At 51.6% G+C, this 17,211-nt stretch carries 11 protein-coding genes; 10 read left to right on the forward strand and 1 reads right to left on the reverse strand.

The features are described from left to right. Positions 1–58 precede the first annotated feature (58 nt). The 10 genes from AC0VZ8_RS03860 (at position 59) to AC0VZ8_RS03905 (ending at position 13,853) form a co-directional block, all read left to right on the forward strand. On the forward strand, positions 59–913 hold the full coding sequence (locus AC0VZ8_RS03860) for an AraC family transcriptional regulator (RefSeq protein WP_071221952.1): 855 nt from the start codon (positions 59–61) through the stop codon (positions 911–913). A 74-nt stretch (positions 914–987) separates the two neighbouring features. Then, positions 988–2,802, forward strand: coding sequence for a sensor histidine kinase (locus AC0VZ8_RS03865; RefSeq protein WP_475486086.1), 1,815 nt, complete (start codon positions 988–990; stop codon positions 2,800–2,802). Positions 2,803–2,806: 4 nt separating this feature from the next. Further along, on the forward strand, positions 2,807–4,447 hold the full coding sequence (locus AC0VZ8_RS03870; RefSeq protein ID WP_475486087.1) for a response regulator: 1,641 nt from the start codon (positions 2,807–2,809) through the stop codon (positions 4,445–4,447). Positions 4,448–4,644: 197 nt separating this feature from the next. Further along, on the forward strand, positions 4,645–6,216 hold the full coding sequence (locus tag AC0VZ8_RS03875; protein WP_475486088.1) for an extracellular solute-binding protein: 1,572 nt from the start codon (positions 4,645–4,647) through the stop codon (positions 6,214–6,216). A 33-nt stretch (positions 6,217–6,249) separates the two neighbouring features. Continuing rightward, positions 6,250–7,212: an ABC transporter permease gene (locus AC0VZ8_RS03880; protein ID WP_475486089.1), complete on the forward strand. Its 963-nt coding sequence runs from the start codon at positions 6,250–6,252 to the stop codon at positions 7,210–7,212. Between the two features lie 14 nt (positions 7,213–7,226). Continuing rightward, positions 7,227–8,120 (forward strand): carbohydrate ABC transporter permease, encoded by an 894-nt coding sequence (locus AC0VZ8_RS03885; RefSeq protein WP_071221947.1) that lies wholly within the window; start codon positions 7,227–7,229, stop codon positions 8,118–8,120. Between the two features lie 53 nt (positions 8,121–8,173). Then, positions 8,174–10,189, forward strand: a complete 2,016-nt coding sequence (locus AC0VZ8_RS03890; RefSeq protein ID WP_475487634.1) for an alpha-L-arabinofuranosidase C-terminal domain-containing protein — start codon at positions 8,174–8,176, stop codon at positions 10,187–10,189. 229 nt (positions 10,190–10,418) lie between these two features. Further along, entirely contained in the window at positions 10,419–10,913 is a 495-nt protein-coding gene (locus tag AC0VZ8_RS03895) for a pyridoxamine 5'-phosphate oxidase family protein (protein ID WP_339224308.1), read from the forward strand. A gap of 497 nt (positions 10,914–11,410) precedes the next feature. Beyond that, entirely contained in the window at positions 11,411–12,709 is a 1,299-nt protein-coding gene (locus tag AC0VZ8_RS03900; RefSeq protein ID WP_260068424.1) for a hemolysin family protein, read from the forward strand. A gap of 76 nt (positions 12,710–12,785) precedes the next feature. Then, positions 12,786–13,853, forward strand: coding sequence for a hemolysin family protein (locus AC0VZ8_RS03905; protein ID WP_475486090.1), 1,068 nt, complete (start codon positions 12,786–12,788; stop codon positions 13,851–13,853). Positions 13,854–14,001: 148 nt separating this feature from the next. Here the strand turns inward: AC0VZ8_RS03905 and lacZ are convergent, their stop codons facing one another. Continuing rightward, positions 14,002–17,118 (reverse strand): beta-galactosidase, LacZ type, encoded by a 3,117-nt coding sequence (lacZ, locus tag AC0VZ8_RS03910; RefSeq protein WP_475486091.1) that lies wholly within the window; start codon positions 17,116–17,118, stop codon positions 14,002–14,004. Positions 17,119–17,211 lie beyond the last annotated feature (93 nt).

A 17,211-nucleotide genomic window follows, 5' to 3' on the forward strand; every position in this document is an offset into this window, starting at 1 on the left:
TTTTGTTGTCATTTTGTTATTCTGGATAGAAAAATGAAGAAAAGAGGAGGGAGCCATCATGCAGGAATATGAATATGAGTATGCGGAGTTCATCTATTACACGCCTGGATATTTGGATAAAGAGGAACAGATCTGGCCTGTCCGGGCGGGACGAAGCATAGCCAAGCCCAATTACAGGGTCGGACCGAAACGAATCGAGTGTTACAGCCTGCATTTTGTACATGAAGGCATGGTGCGGCTGGAGTTCGACGGCAAACGAGTGGATCTGCAAAAGAATGATCTGTTCTGCCTGTTTCCGGGCCGGACCTATTATTATCACATGCTGCCTGCGGATACCTCACTTCAGATGAGCTGGTTAGCAGTGGACGGGAACAGGGTCAAGCCATTGCTGGAGCTGGCTGGCTTATTTCCGGACAACCCGTTCGGCAAACAAATGATATCCTCCAAGGTCAAGGAATCCTCCGAACGCGTGATTGATGCCCTGGCCGGAGCCGAGCGCTGGAAACCGGCGGTATCGCTGGAACTGCACGGCTTGATTTATGGACTGCTCGCCGGCATGGTCCCGGATATGGCCTCCGCGCAGCCGACGGAACTTGCGGGATGGATTCACGAGTGTTTGGATTATATGGAGCTGCATGCCACCGAGGGGATATCCGTACAGCAGGTTGCCGAATTCGCGGGGGTGCATCGGTCATACTTCTCCAACATGTTCACCCATCAGGTAGGAATGCCACCGTTAAAATACCTTCAGCGCATTCGAATGGAAAAGGCGAAACGGTTGTTACAAGAAACAGACGCAACAATTACCGAAATTGCCTTGTCTCTCGGCTATCCGAATTTATATTCGTTCACCAGGGCTTTCAAGATCTATTATAAGGTGCCTCCCATAACGATGCGCGGAGCTCGATGCTGACCGTACGGACGGCATTTGCTTTTTTGTAAACGTTTACGATCTGGTTCTTCTGATCTGGAAAAAGGAGAGGCGCCATGAAATTCTCTACGATTCAAAGGTGGATATCACCGAGGCGAAGTATTCAGGGGAAAATCTTTATTGCGTTCAGTGCGGTAACGCTTGTGTCCATCGTCTCCATTACGGTCATCGTGTATATGAGCATGCGCGAGACGATCATGCAAAATGCGATCACCTCGGTTTCGGACAGCATCAGGCAGGCGGATGAATCGCTGAATATGATGCTGGAAGAGATCGACCGGCTGAACACCGTCGTGGTGACCAACAAAAACACGGTAATCGACACCCTGCTGAGCCCTCATGAAGAAATTAGTTATGAATGGTTTCAAGAGCAGAAACGGATCGATGAGTTTCTATCCGTTCTGATCGATTACAAGCCTTACATTTCTCGGATTGCCGTAGTCGGTTTAAACGGCAAGGTGTTTTTCTCAGGTGGTCCGTGGCTGGATAAGACGGTCTTGGGGACCGGAATGATGGATTATATGCTCCAAAATGGATCGCGTCACGCGTACTTCAAGCAAACCGGGGTGTCCGATGCCATCACGGTCGGGCGGGAGATTCGATATAACCGTGAACCGATCGGGGTTGTCATGGTGGATTTGAATTATGATTTCATCCAAAAAACATACGGCGTGAAGCCGACCACCGATAGCATGATCTACGTGCTGGACAAGCAGGGCGGGTTTGTCTATGAGGCTGAATCGGCGCCGTCCTTTTCCCCTTCGTTCGAGAAGATCCTCAACATTCATGGGGAACTCGCAGGGGATGGGGACGCCGTCAAGCAAGCCATTGACGGCAGAGACTATATCGTAGTCAGCCGCCAATCCGGTTATACGGGCTGGACCACCCTGGCTTTGATACCGATGGATTCGCTGCTTAGCGAATCAACAAAACTCCGTAAACTGTTGGCGGAGGTATCGGTTATCGTCTTCATTGTAGTCCTGATCGGTTCGCTGCAGGTATCTTCCCGAATTACCCTCAACATCCGGAGGTTGAAATCCTTAATGATGTTCGTGAAGGAAGGGAATCTGACGTTTCCGAGAAAGGAGATAACCAGCGAGGACGAGACCGGACAGCTATACCGCGTCTTTGTCAGCATGGTGGAGGAATTGAAGCGACTGCTCGAAGGGATTCGGGTCAGCGAGAAGGAGAAGCGGGAGGCCGAATTGACGGCACTACAGGCGCAAATTCATCCGCATTTTTTATACAACTCGCTTAACACCATTAAGTATTTGGCCAAGATGAACGGCGTGCCGAATATCGAAGAGGTGTCCGGATCGCTGATTGAGCTCATGCGCGGCGTTCTGGGCAATTCGAGCGAATTTCTGACGGTGAGGGAGGAACTGGATTATGTTGAACGTTATATCTCGATCGTGAAGTACAGGTATATGGAGCCGATCCGGATGGTCACCCAGGTTGAGGACGATGCTTTGCTGGAATGCCGGGTGCTGAAGCTGATGCTGCAGCCCCTTGTGGAGAATGCCGTCATTCATGGTATCGGCGCGATGGAGCAGGAAGGGCTCGTGCTGATACGCGTATGCGATGAGGGCAGCGACCTGAAGATTGAAGTGATCGACAATGGCAAGGGCATAACGGAAGGGCAAAGGGCGCGCCTGCTGGGCGAGACGGGCAAGAAGGGGGAAACCTCCCGTTTTAGCGGTATGGGCGTGCGGAGTGTGCATGAGCGGATCGTTCATATGTACGGCGATTCGTACGGCGTCAAGCTGTACAGTGAGCCGGGGCTATATACGAAGGCCGAGGTCCGGCTGCCGAAAAAAATGGAGAGTGCGGACAAATCCAGTGCGGATAAATCCCGACAAGAGGTGATATAAAGCCATGTTTCAAGTGCTGCTCGTTGATGATGAGCCATTGGTACGGCATGATCTGCGCACGTTATTGGACTGGAATGAGCATGGATTCGAATTATGCGGCCAAGCGCATAATGGATTGATGGCCTTGGCCATGATTGAGCAGTCTCCTCCGCATATTGCGATCATTGACGTAAATATGCCCGAAATGAACGGCGTAGAGCTCAATCGGGCGATCCAGGAACGGTTTCCGTTCATTCAGACGATTATGCTCAGCAGCTATGATGATTATGATTACGTCAGGGAGTGCCTGAAGAACGGCTCCATCGATTATCTGTTGAAGCATCGGCTGGACGGTGCAGCGCTGGTTGCCTTGTTAAACAAAGCAGTTCTGGAAATACGGCAGCAGGATCGGCTGGAAGAACGCAAAACTCATGAGGCCGTGGCCGAAAGGCTGAATCCCGCGCTGATCCGCGATTATATCGTGTACCTGGTTAGCGGACGGAAGGATGCAACCACGGAGGTTAAGGCTTTCTCACAAAAAAACAGCCTGTACACCCACGCGTTAAGCTATGCGGCAGCCGCCGTGCAGATTGTTCCGTTCCTGCTGCTGACGGAGTCATACAGCGACGTGCAAACGAACCGCCTGGTTCAGCAGGCGGTCGATATGATGCAGCAGAGCTTGGGGGATATTCAGGAGCGGACGGCGGCTTACGTGGAGGATGGGCGGTTTGTTGTCGTGTTCGCGTTCAAGGAGCGGAGCGAACATGCCATAAAGAACGAGATCGCCGGACGGATGAGGAAGCTTCAACATGCGCTCGAGCTTTTCCTTAATTTAAAATGCGTGGTCTCCGTCGGACATGTATGCACCAGCTTGTCACAACTCGGCTCCAGTTATAGCTCCGCTGAGCGGGTGCTCGACGCTTCCACCATGGAGCCGTCCGGAAGCAATACGGTTTCAAGGATGCCGGGCCGGGCCGGGGGACTTGCTAGCGGAAACGATCAGCGTGTATCTTTGACGATCGAGGAACACAAGCAGCTTCTGCTTTCAATTGAAAGGCTGGATATCGATGACGTGCACGGGTTAATCTCCTCCATCTTTGCTTCGATCCGCCATCTGCCGGTCCATTCGTATGCAATCCAGATGATCGTCAGCGAGCTTATGTTAACCGGGGATAAGGCATGGAAGACATGGATGCCATCTGTGGAAGCCGTGAAGGAGAAGCTTCCTTCAAGAAGCGAGCTCGGAAGAATCGGCAGTGTCGAGGAGCTGGTGCAATGGCTGCAATTCTACTATGCGGGTTTGCTTGGCCTACTGAAGCAGCACCGTGCGGCGGGACCGTATTCACGGCATGTCACGCAGGCCGTTCATTTTATTCTGGAGAGGTATCCGGGTTATGTCACGCTGGAGCTGGCCGCGGGTGCCATCGGCCTGAACTCTTCTTATTTAAGCAGGATTTTCAAGGAAGAGACGCAGCGGACGTTCTCGGAGTATCTGAATCAGGTTCGGATCGACGCAGGGCGGAAGCTGCTGGAAAGCGGCAAATACTCGATCAAGGAAATCAGCAATCAAGTGGGTTTCACGACCCATAACTATTTTTTTAAAGTATTCAAGGAAATAACGGGGGTAACCCCGCAAGAGTATTTGAACCGTTTGGGAAGAGGCTAGGCAAAAACCCCAGTATTCGGATCGGCAGGTGAAGCATGCAGCGAAGCTTCCCTTCACAGTTCGTAAAATATGTGGAGTAAAAGGTCATATTTTTGTAATGGGCCGTCTTAAAGGGTGAATTATAATAATCACAAACCAGGTGGTAAACGCTTACAAGTGACGCCTGGTGAATGAAGAGATATGGGGGGCGCTTATTTATGCGTAAACGCTGGGGAAGAAATGCGGTCATCACGATGATCGCTTCCAGCTTGATGCTGGCCGGATGCAGTTCCGATGGAGGTTCGAAGAAAGAAGCTGCACCCGAAGGTACAGAGAATGTCGTTCATACTACAGGGTTTCCAATCGTAGATCAGACCGTAGATCTCAAGATGTTCACCCGGATTGCGCCCGTGAACGGTCCGTTCAAGGAGATGCCGGTGTTCCAGGATTACGAGAAACTGAGCAATGTGAAGGTCGAGTTCATCGAAGCGCCGACGGACGGCTTCCAGGAGAAGAAAAACCTGTTGTTCGCCTCCAATGAGCTGCCTGATGCCTTGTTCCGCTCCGGTCTGTCGCCGCTTGAGGCCGTTCGTTACGGATCGGCAGGACAGCTGATTCCGCTGGAAGGCCTTATCGATGAATATGCGCCGAACCTGAAAAAATTGATGGAGGAATATCCGGAAATTCGCGCGGGCATCACGACTCCGGAGGGGCATATCTATGCGATTCCTGGCATTGTAACGCTTGGTGCGGCGCGGACGGATAAGAAATGGATCAACCAGATGTGGCTGGAGAAGCTGAATCTGGAGGTGCCGGAGACGACGGACGAACTGTATGATGTGCTGATTGCCTTCCGCGATGGTGACCCGAAGGGCAACGGGAAGCAGGATGAAATTCCGATGACGGCCCGTGTCGGATTGGCGATCGTGGCTGCGATGAGCGGTTCATTCGGACTGGATACGCAGCTCGGATATAACATCAACATCGACAACGACAAAGTAAGCATCTGGATGGGGAGCGACAAGAATAAAGAGATGCTCATGTACTTAAACAAGCTTTACAAGGAGAAGCTTCTGGATCCCGAAATCTTCTCCCACACCGAAGCGCAATATTTGGCCAAGCAGGGCTCGGGAAATACGGGATTCTTCTTTGACCAGACCAACAATAACTTCTTGTCGATCCAGGACCAGTATACCGGAATCGCGCCTCCGGCTGGCCCGGGCGGAGATCGGATGCAAAGCCAGGCTTTGCCGATTGCGCGGGATTTTGGAGCTTTTGCGATTACGTCCATTAATAAATACCCGGAAGTCACGATGCGCTGGATCGATTATTTCTATAGTGACGAAGGTTCGACACTTCTGAGGTTCGGCAGGGAAGGGGAGCACTACGAGCTCAAGGACGGAAGTCCGTACTACACGGAGGATTTCCTGAAGGATATTACCAATCAGGCCAAAATCACGCCTTATGCGGGAGGAGGGGCACCTCATCTCATCAGCGAACAGGTTGCCTCGTTCATCAATCCGCCGCAGGTACAGGAGGCGCAGCAGCAGCTGGATCCGTTCATGCCGAAGGTTCGTTATGCGGCTCCGATGTTTGACGAGCAAACCGCGCAGCAGGTCAACATTCTTCGCAACGATATCGACAAATACTACGAAGAGCAAAGCACGAAATTCATTGTTGGCGCGCTTAGCTTCGACAAGTGGGGAGAATTCCAATCCACGCTCCAGAAGATGAAAATCGGCGAGCTGGAGAAATTGTATCAGGATGCCTATGACAAAATGCAGAAATAATGCTGCTACATCATAGATAAGGAGAGGATGCCCATGAAGCGTGTCAAAGCCGATTCATCGATGGCTCTGCCTCGAAGCGATTCGAGGCGGGGTTCCCGCCTATTAAGGCAAATGGCCAAGCGATATGACCTGTATCTCACGCTGCTTCTGCCGGTCGTCTGGTATCTGGTCTTTCACTATGGTCCGCTATACGGGCTGCAAATCGCGTTTAAAAATTTCAATCCGGCAAAAGGTATCCTCGGCAGCAGCTGGGAGGGCTTCGGGCATTTCGAACGCTTCTTTGATTCGTATTATTTCTGGCGGCTGCTGTGGAATACGCTGTCCATCAATTTGTTTTCCTTGTTGATTGCCTTCCCGATTCCGATCCTGCTGGCGTTGATCATCAATGAAATACGCAGCAAGACCTTCAGCAAATGGCTGCAGAACATTACGTACATACCGCATTTTATTTCGGTGGTCGTGATCGTTGGCATTCTAAACGTGTTCCTTTCGCCCAATAGCGGTCCGATCAATCTGTTAATCGAGGCCGTCGGCGGTACGCCGATCCGTTTTCTTGAGGAAGCCGGCTGGTTCAAGACCATCTTTATCGGCTCTAACATCTGGCAGAACATGGGGTGGCAATCCATTATCTATATTGCGGCGCTGAGCGGGGTGAACCCGCAGCTCTACGAGGCGGCCAAGATGGACGGAGCATCGAGGCTCCGGCGCATCTGGCACATCTCTTTGCCAGGAATCGCGCCTGTAGTTATCATTTTGCTCATTTTGGATATCGGTCATTTCATGAACATTGGCTTTGAAAAAATATTGTTGATGCAGAACAACCTGAATCTGGAATCAAGCGACGTCATCTCCACGTTTGTCTACACGACAGGCATTTTAAAGGGAGAATACAGTTACACGGCAGCGATCGGACTGTTTAATTTGGTCATCAATCTGTTCCTGCTGCTGTTCGTAAACCGGATTGCGCGCAAGACGTCAGAGACAAGCTTATGGTAAAGGGGGGACGCGCCATGTCCAAGCCGTCGACAGTAAAAGAGGCCGCGAATGAACGGGTATTCGATGTCATCATCTACGTGATCGCCGCGATCATTATCGTCATTGTGCTGTACCCGTTGATCTTTATTGTCAGCGCTTCGTTCAGTGATCCGACCAGGGTATTGAACGGCGAAGTATGGCTGCTGCCGAAAGGCGTAACGCTGGATGCCTACACCAATATTTTGCAAAACGAAAAGATTTGGACGGGATATCGCAACACGATTATCTATACGGTCGTCGGCACAGTGATCAATATCATCATGACGATTTTGGCGGCCTACCCGCTATCAAGGCCTGACCTTCCGGGGCGAAATGCGATCATGGTGTTTATCACGCTGACGATGTTCTTCAGTGGAGGGTTGATTCCAACATATCTGCTGGTCAAGGATTTGGGAATGGTCGATTCGATGTGGGCGCTGATTGTTCCCGGCGCGATTGCCACTTACAATCTGATCGTGATGAGGACCTATTTCCAATCGAGCATTCCCTGGGAGCTGCAGGAGGCCGCCCATATCGACGGCTGTTCCAACTGGAGGCTGCTTTTCAGTATCATTCTCCCTCTATCCAAGCCGATCCTGGCGGTGATGGTGTTGTTTTATGCGGTCGGCCACTGGAATTCATTCTTTAATGCGCTCATCTATATTCGTAACGAGAATTTGCATCCGCTTCAGCTGGTGCTGCGCGAAATTTTGCTGATTAGCCAATCAGATGCCGTGGACGGCAGCGTGGGACTGGAAGAAAGCATCCTGCTTGCCGAAAGCATCAAATACGCGGTCATTATCGTCTCCAGTTTACCTGTACTGCTGATGTATCCGTTCGTGCAGCGGCATTTCGTTAAAGGCGTCATGATTGGCTCGATTAAAGGTTAATTTCTGATACCGATCGCACGGGCCAGCCTAAAATTGCTTGGGGAGGTTATATGTTGAATAAGAACGCAGCGATTACCATTGATTGCAGCCGCAAGAGCGAGCATACAATCAATCCTTACCTGTTCGGTCATTTTGTGGAGGATATTCGGGATCATATGGAGGCGATGCTTGCGTTTCCACTGAGAGACATGGATTTTGAAAGCGAGGCGGAGACTAAGACGCCGGTGTCGGGAAGCTGGCGCGCCTATACCAACGGGCGCAACACCGGGTACGCCATGGAAGCCCCGGCGCCCCGGCATTCGGGACGCGCCCAGCGCATCCGGATCCTGAGCGATGACGAAGCCTATGCCGGCATTGCGCAGAAAGCGGCATTAAAGGGTCCGATGAAGTATACGGTCCGGCTTGTTGCCCGCGCTTCCATCGAGCTTCAATACGCGATGGTCGAAGCCGTGGACCGGCGTACGGAAGAAACGCTTGGACAGCTTCGCGTGGAGCTCGGCAGCCACAACTGGCATGAATACGTGGGTGAGCTGTCGATCACACGCGCTTGCAGTGATGCCGAGATCCGGGTGTATGTTCCGGCCGAGCATCCAAGGTGGATCGATCACGTTTCCACCGGCATGCTCTGGATCGATCACGCGTCCCTGCTGCCGATCGATAGCATCGCGATGGTGAAGCGTGAAGTGATCGAGATGACGAGAGGGCTGAATGCGGGCATGATGAGGCTCGCGGGCAATTACATCAGCGCTTACCACTGGGAGCATGGCATCGGTCCGGTTCTGGAGAGACCGGTCATGTACAACGAAGCCTGGGGAGGATGGACCAGCAAATATTTCGGCACGGACGAATTCATCCGCTTTTGCCGCGAGCTGCAGGTGGAGCCCCTGATTTGCGTGAACGATGGATCGGGTACCCCTGAAGAAGCTGCGCAGTGGATCGAATACTGCAATGGGAGCGTGGATACACCCATGGGCGCTTTACGTGCCCGAAACGGTTTCCCTGAGCCATACAACGTCAAGTATTGGGAGATCGGCAATGAGGTATGGGGCCAATGGCAGGTCGGCACTTGTACGGCAGAACAGTTTGCGAAGCGGACCATATCGTTTGCCAAGGCCATGAAGGAGGCGGACGCTTCCATCGTGCTGCTGGCCTGCGGGCATTACGAGCAGGAATGGAACAAGGCCGTGCTGGATCTGGCAGGCGAGTATATGGACTACTTGACGCTGCATATATATCACGGCTACGGCCCCTTCGGCATGAACCGGGATACGCCGGCAGAGGAACGTTATAAAGCGATTGCCTCTTATCCCGAGTGGACCCGGCACCATATCCGGAAGACAACGGAGTTGATCCGATCCCAGTCGAAGCATAGTCACGTGAAGCTGGCGATCACCGAATACAACACGATGTACTATCCGAATACGGTGCGAAAAGGGCTGCCGAACGAGCATACATTAGGTGCCGCGGTGGCCAATGCCGCCAACCTGAACGAAATGATTCGCTGCAGCGACATGGTGCATATCGGCAGTTTCTCCGATCTTGTGAATGGCTGGCTCGGAGGATGCATACGGGTCGGGGACTACTACGCGGATCAGTATTGCGGCAAGGAGCCCGGATGGAGCGGGCTTCCGCTCACGATATACGGGACGCCGACCTATGAAGTGTTAAAGCTTTACGCGAATCGCGACGTCCGTCGTCTTCTCCCCGTCCAAGCGGAATGCGGCACTTTCTCCGTGGCATCAAACAAGGAGACGCCTATGGAGCTTGATGCGCTTCCGGAACTGGACATTGTAGCCGGGACGAATGACGACGGCAGCCAAGTCACCGTATTTATCGTTAACCGCAGCCTGGAGGAGGTAACAGCCGTACTGGATTTGCAGGCCTTCGAGGCTTCCGGGGAAACGACCCTTTATGAAATCACCGGCAATTCTTACGATGATGTGAACTCCGTGTTCCAGCCGGATTATATCGTGTGCCAGGAAAGTAAAGTGCCTGCAGAGGCATGGCAGCGGGGGCACCTGTTACGACCTTCATCTGTTTACGCGCTTGAATTCAAAGCGCGCTCATAGTTTGGCGCAAGGTACAAAGGAATGAAGCAAGCTTCTAAATGAATCGATCCGCAAAAAAGTCGGGCTGCGCTGGCAGCTTCCGGCTTTTTTTGGTGCAAGCGACGGTTAAAACTTTGTCTAATCATAATGGATGACTCAGCAAAGGAAAACGGAGTTATAAAGGATTCATCGTTTAACTTATTTATGGGAAGTGTAATTAGAGATTAAATACAAGGATGGGGTGATTGAGATGTCAAACGGAACCGTAGTGAACCGGGAAGCGGTCGAGACCGTGAAGGATATTATCAAGGATATTGAAACGGCGATGTTCTCCACGATATCGGAGGGCGGGATTAACTCCAGACCGATGCAAACGCAGGATATCGAATTCGACGGCGATTTGTGGTTTTTGACGAAAAGGGACACCAGCAAATATCAAGAAATTATGGCTAATCCCAACGTCAATATCGCTTATGTCGGCAAATCCTATGTATCGATTCGGGGAACGGCCCAAGCCGTGGACGACCTAGAACGGAAAAAGGCGCTCTGGAACGCGGCATATGAGAAGTTTCTGCAGACGTCCTACGACGATCCTAACATTATTCTGATCAAGGTGGATACGGACACCGCAGAGTATTGGGAAACCGGAAACAAAACCAAAACGGTAAAAGCCTTCTTCAAGAAAATGGTGGGCCAAGAGCCGGAGGGCGACTCGGATATTAACAAAACCGTTGATCTCCATTGATTACGAGGTACGATAAGAAAACCGCAGGGTCCAGCCATGATCCTGCGTTTTTTTATAGTATGTTAAATCCGCATGCGCATATCCTTCAAGACGGCGACCTTTTGGTTTGTTTGGATAAGCACCGATATTGTGAGCATTTTAATACATAACAGGACAGATTTAACATATAAAAAGAATATACCTCATCAAACAAGTGAGAATTATGTGAATTCGTATTGAAATCCGCTCCCAAACCATAACGTGCAACTGGATGGTTTGGCATCCGTTATGATATACTTTTTTCATAAATATGAAAAATAGATTCCAGGAGAGGAGGGAGTTCATTGGGAAGGCGTTATTGCAAATGGATCCAAATGCGGAATTAGGCTGTAATACTCTCATCTGCGAACTACCTCTTTTTTTATGGAAATATCGTATATAGAGATGACCTGTTCTGATGCCCAAACATAGGGCATTTAATTCAATCTGGAGGTGAATCCCTCTGAAGAGGGAAATTATTGGACATAATTACCATCACTAATTTAATCATTCTTGCCATACTGATTGCGTTGACCGCTTTTTTCGTGGCGTCCGAGTTCGCCGTTGTTAAAATCCGCATGTCGCGGATCGATCAATTGATTGTGGAAGGAAACAAGAAGGCGGTTGTTGCCAAAAAGGTAGCCGGCGATCTCGATTACTATCTCTCGGCCTGCCAGCTCGGCATTACGGTGACGGCGCTGGGGCTTGGGGCCATCGGCAAGCCGGCTGTTGAACGTTTCATGTACCCCGTATTCGATTGGTTTGACGTATCGGCTTCAACGGCCTCGATTGCCTCTTACGCCATTGCGTTCATTCTCGTTACATTTTTGCATGTCGTGGTGGGGGAGATGGCGCCCAAGACCTTGGCTATTCAATTCTCGGAAAAGACGACGCTGCTCCTTGCAGCCCCGCTGTATTGGTTCGGAAAGTTGATGTATCCGTTCATTTGGGCGTTGAATGGGGCCTCGCGCGTGCTGCTTCGTTCGTTCGGCGTGAAACCTGCGCCGCATGAGCAGGCTTATTCGGAAGAGGAACTGCGCATCGTCATGGCGCAGAGCTTTCAGGGCGGCGAGATCAATGGGACCAAGCTGGCTTACATGGAAAACGTGTTTTCGTTTGATGAGCGGGTGGCCAAAGACATTATGGTACCGAGAACGGATCTGATCACTCTGGATAAAGGAATGAAATACCCGGACATCGTCCGTATTCTGGATGAGCACAACTATACGAGGTACCCTGTCATCGAGGATGGGAGCAAGGACCGGGTGGTTGGCGTCGTCAACGTGAAAAAGATGCTGCCCCACATCGTGGCCGGACGAGAACGCAGGCTGGAGGAATTCGTTCGGGACCTCCCGGTCGTGCTTGAAAATACACCGATCCAGGATGCCATGTTAAAAATGCAGCAGGAGCAGATGCATATGGCTCTGGTGATTGATGAATACGGCGGTACGGCCGGGATTCTGACCCTGGAGGATGTGCTGGAAGAGATCGTAGGAGAAATTCGCGACGAATTCGACGAAGATGAAGTAGCGGATATCCGGAAGATTGGGGAACGCGAATACCTGATTAGCGGACGGGTTCTCTTGGAGGAGCTTGAGAAGCGCTTCGGCTTGGTATTCGAGGATAACGAGGAGATGGATACGATCGGCGGCTGGATACAGTACCAGAAAGGCACAACAGCTCAAGACGGCGATGAGATTCAGCATGGCGAGCATATATGGGCCGTAGCGGAAACGGATAATTTTCAGATCAAACACGTCATTCTCAGACACGGATGATCCAGGGCGGGCATGATCTCCTGTACATTCAGACCATAACTTTTTTGGAGGTGAATCCCTCGCAAGAGGGAAATTATTGGACGGAATAATCGCGTTAAACTTATTTTTGGTTGCCGTGTTCATAGGACTGACTGCATTTTTCGTTGGCGCCGAATTCGCCATCTTGAAGGTGCGGCTGTCCCGGATCGATCAATTGATCGCAGAAGGGAATAAACGGGCGGTTACGGCCAGAAAGGTAGCCCATGAGCTGGATTACTACTTGTCCGCCTGCCAGCTTGGAATTACGATTACGGCCCTCGTGCTGGGCGCGCTGGGCGAGCCGACCGTCGAAAGGATGCTCCATCCGCTGTTTGAACGATTCGACGTGCCGGCGGCCGCTGCAACGGTACTTTCTTATGCCATTGCTCTTGGGATCATTACATTCCTGCACGTCGTCATCGGGGAACTGGCACCAAAGACATTGGCGATCCAATTTGCTGAGAAAATGACGCTGCTGCTGGCATCTCCCCTGTATTGGTTCGGGAAGATCATGTATCCGTTCATCTATGCACTGAATGGAGCCTCGCGTCTTCTGCTTCGAGTATTCGGTGTAAAGCCGGCAGGGCATGAAACGGTCCATTCCGAAGAGGAATTGAAGTGGATCGTGGATCAGAGCTACGAGAGCGGCGAAATTAACCAGACCGAGATGGGGTATTTGACCAATATATTTGCTTTTGAAGAGCGCACTTTGCGGGAAATCATGGTCCCGAGAGATCGCATCGTCACGGTAGAACGAGGGTGGCCCCTTGCCAATATCCTGGAAGTTCTCGGCGATTACGACTACACCCGTTATCCGGTGACGGAAGCGGGACCCGCGGAGGATTTCATCGGGTTTATCCATACGAAAGAGATGCTGACGGGCATAGCGGCCGGGAGAAACTGCAGCGTGAATGACTTTATTCATGACATGCCGCGTTTTCCGGAGTCGTCTTCGATTAAGGATGTCCTGATTAAGATGCAGCAAATCCGTGTTCATATGGCCGTCGTCACGAACGAATCCGGCGAAGCGATTGGTCTGGTGACGATGGAGGATATTCTGGAGGAAATCGTGGGAGACATCCGGGACGAATCGGATCGCCGCGAGCTGCAGGGTGCACAGGCCTAAGCGATGGCGAATAGCATCGGGGACGTTCTAAGAGATAATGCCTTTTGCTACCCGTTCGGTGGTGAGAGGACATGTTCTTGCGGAATCATGAAAAGAGCAGCTTCAATACGAAGCTGCTCTTTTTTGTATTTTTTCTTATTGATTAGGTTCAGCGTGCTACCCCCATCGTAAAGCCGAAGCTGTACGTACGGTTCGCAGGCAGCATGAATTCTTCATGGATTGGCGCTCCCCAGCTGTCGTCGCCGCCTACGCCCATTTGTTTGTAGTTTATGCGCAGGACGGTTTTATCGCTTGGCGGGAGCTTGTACGCATGGTCGCTGCCCTCGAGTTCCTCCGGCGTCCACGGCAGGGCGCACAACTCCATGAGGGAGGAGCTTTCGAACCGCAGACCTTCCCCGCTGCTACTTTCGGTGAGGCTCGCGAAGCGGACATCCGTTTTGTTTCCGCATTCTTGAGGTCTCAAATAAGGAACGAACTGATCGGCGACTCTTCCCGTGTATCGACCGATTTTGGCTCCCGTCTTTCGGTCCCAATAATTATCATGTGGCCCCCGGCCGTACCAGCTGAGTATATCGAGGCCTTCATCCAGCAAGAACAGCATGCCGATTTCCGGAATGTCAGGCAGACCGCTGCCCGGGACAAAGGTTTCTTGCACGCGGATGGTTCCATCCGGGAAGATTCGATACTCCAAGGTCAGTCCGGATATAGGAGTCGTCTCGATCTGGTAGTGACTGGAGACCACGACGGCAGGACCTTCCGTATGCCAGCGCAGGGACAGCAGTTTCCGCCGGTCGTGGGCCGTTCTCCACACGCCGCAGCGTTCAGGGAGCCGGTTGCCCAGATCGTTATCAGTCACGGCTCGCCAGAAATTTGGTCTGGCCGGTGCCAGCAGGTACTCCTTGCCGGATCGCGCGTAAGATGTCAGATCGCCGGTGCCCAGGTGGAAGCGTAACGAAACGGCTGAACCCGCGATGAGAAGCTCTTCATCCGATTCGGTAACTTCCAGAGTCTTCGCGTTTGAAAGAGCGTCCGTTTCCGATTTATTCGCTATATAGGGCGTTAGCTCAAACTGTTCCCAAGCCTCTTCATGTCCTGCGGGTGCCCACTTTGCGCTCTCCCTACGAACCAGGGAGACGGTGAGCACCGCTTCCTTTCCACCGTCCTCTATAGGGGAATACGGAATCTCGATTTCGGTATGGTCACCGGGCTGGAGCGAGAGCTGGAGCGTGCCGGATTGGCTTTCTTCTCCGTTCAGCTGAATGTTCCATCTCACAAGATACTGATCGAGATTGGTGAATAAGAAACGGTTGCTGACCCGAATCCGACCAGCAGCAATGTCCAAACATTCGAACTTGACGTTCTGGTAGCATTTTTTCACTTCGTCCAGCTTGGGGGTTTTGCTGCGGTCCGCGAAGATCAGGCCGTTTCCGCTGAAATTGCCGTCATGCGGCTTTTCGTTGAAATCCCCGCCATACGCTAAATATTCGATACCGTCGGCCGTTTGGGTACGGATCGCTTGGTCAATCCAGTCCCATATAAATGCTCCCTGTAAAATGTCATACTTCTCAAACAGCTCCCAATACAGGTGAAGACCGCCGCAGGAATTGCCCATGGCGTGACTGTATTCGCAAATGATGTAAGGCTTGCTCGGGTTGCTGGTTGCATACTTCTCCACTTCCTGAGGTTTTGCATACATGGTGGATTCCATATCGCTAGCCGCCTCGGACGCCCTGTAATGAAAGATCCCTTCATAGTGAACGAGCCGCGATGGATCGGCCTCCTTCAGGAAATCGTGCATCGCAATGAAGTTGTCGCCTCCAAAGGATTCATTGCCAAGCGACCAGATGATGACGGAGGGGTGGTTCTTGTCTCGTTGAAACATCGAATTGCAGCGATCCAAAACATTGTCGCGCCACTCGAGCTTGCTGCCGGGGACCGTTTCTTTCAGTTCCTGCTGCCCATACTCCCATGTTCCGTGCGTCTCCAGATTCGTCTCATCGATCACGTATAAGCCATATTCATCGCAGAGATCATACCATGCGGATTGATTCGGGTAATGGGAGGTCCGTACCGCATTAATGTTATGCGTCTTCATCAGCTCAATATCGGTGATCATGTCTTCGCGGCTAAGCGCCCGTCCGGTATCCGGGGAGAATTCATGCCGGTTCACGCCTTTGAACAGAATGCGCTGACCATTAATCCGCATCAATCCGTCCTTCAGCTCGAAGCGGCGGAAGCCGGTGCGGCAGCTTACGGCTCCAAGGCATGCTCCGTCCGTATCCTTTAATGCCAAAACGACGGTATACAGATAAGGCGATTCCGAGCTCCATTTTCTTGGTTCGGGGACGTTCATGCTCAGGGTGAAGGTACTCTCCTCCAGAATGTAATCCGCTATGGCGAGCGTTTGTTTCCGAACCAGCTGACGGTCCTGGTCGTATAGAAGCGCCTCAAGCTGAAGCTTGTCCTTATCGATGGTTTCATTAAAGTAATTCATAACGGTTGCATCGATCTCGAGCTCGGCATCCCGGTATTCGTCATCAAGAATCGGCCGCACGAAGAAATCGGAGATATGGATGGCCGGGGCGGAATAGAGGTAGACCTCGCGGAAAATCCCGCTAAGCCTCCAGAAATCCTGATCCTCCAGCCAACTGGCGTCACACCAGCGATACACTTCTACAGCCAATTTATTCTCGCCATCGATCAGATAGGGCGTAATATCGAACTCGGCCGGCGTAAACGTATCTTCGCTGTATCCGACCATCTCGCCGTTCACCCATACATAGAAAGCGGATTCAACACCTTGGAAGCTAATATACACGGGCTGTTCCTTCCAAGTGTCCGGCACCGTAAATTCACGGATGTAGGAGCCTACGGGATTGTATCGCGTTGGCGCGAAGGGGGCTTTCAATTCAGGCTCCGATTCGGACCAGGGGTATCTAACATTTGTATATTGAGGATAGTCATACCCTTGAAGCTGCCAATGGGAAGGGACGGGCATGTCGGCCCAGCTGCCGGAATCATAATCGATCTCATAGAAATTCTGGATGCGCTTGTCAGGGGTTTCGGCAAACGCAAACTTCCACATCCCGTTCAATGACTGATACCAGGGGGACATGGAGTGGGCACGGTTCAGCGCCTCAGACTCCGACGGGAACGTCATCATGTATGCATGGGCTTTGTGACGGTTCAGCTGGAAAATATTAGGATTATTATTCCATTCGGGATAACCGTTTGCAGGTGCCTGGTAAATGAATTTGGTACGCAATGTGCTCAGCTCCTCCTAGATTATGGTTTCCTTCTACTGTCAGTATAGAGGTTAATTCGCTCCAAGAGTATAAAGAAGTTGCGTTTTTCTATT

The sequence above is a fragment of the Paenibacillus sp. QJM3NY_38 genome (genome assembly GCF_056173265.1).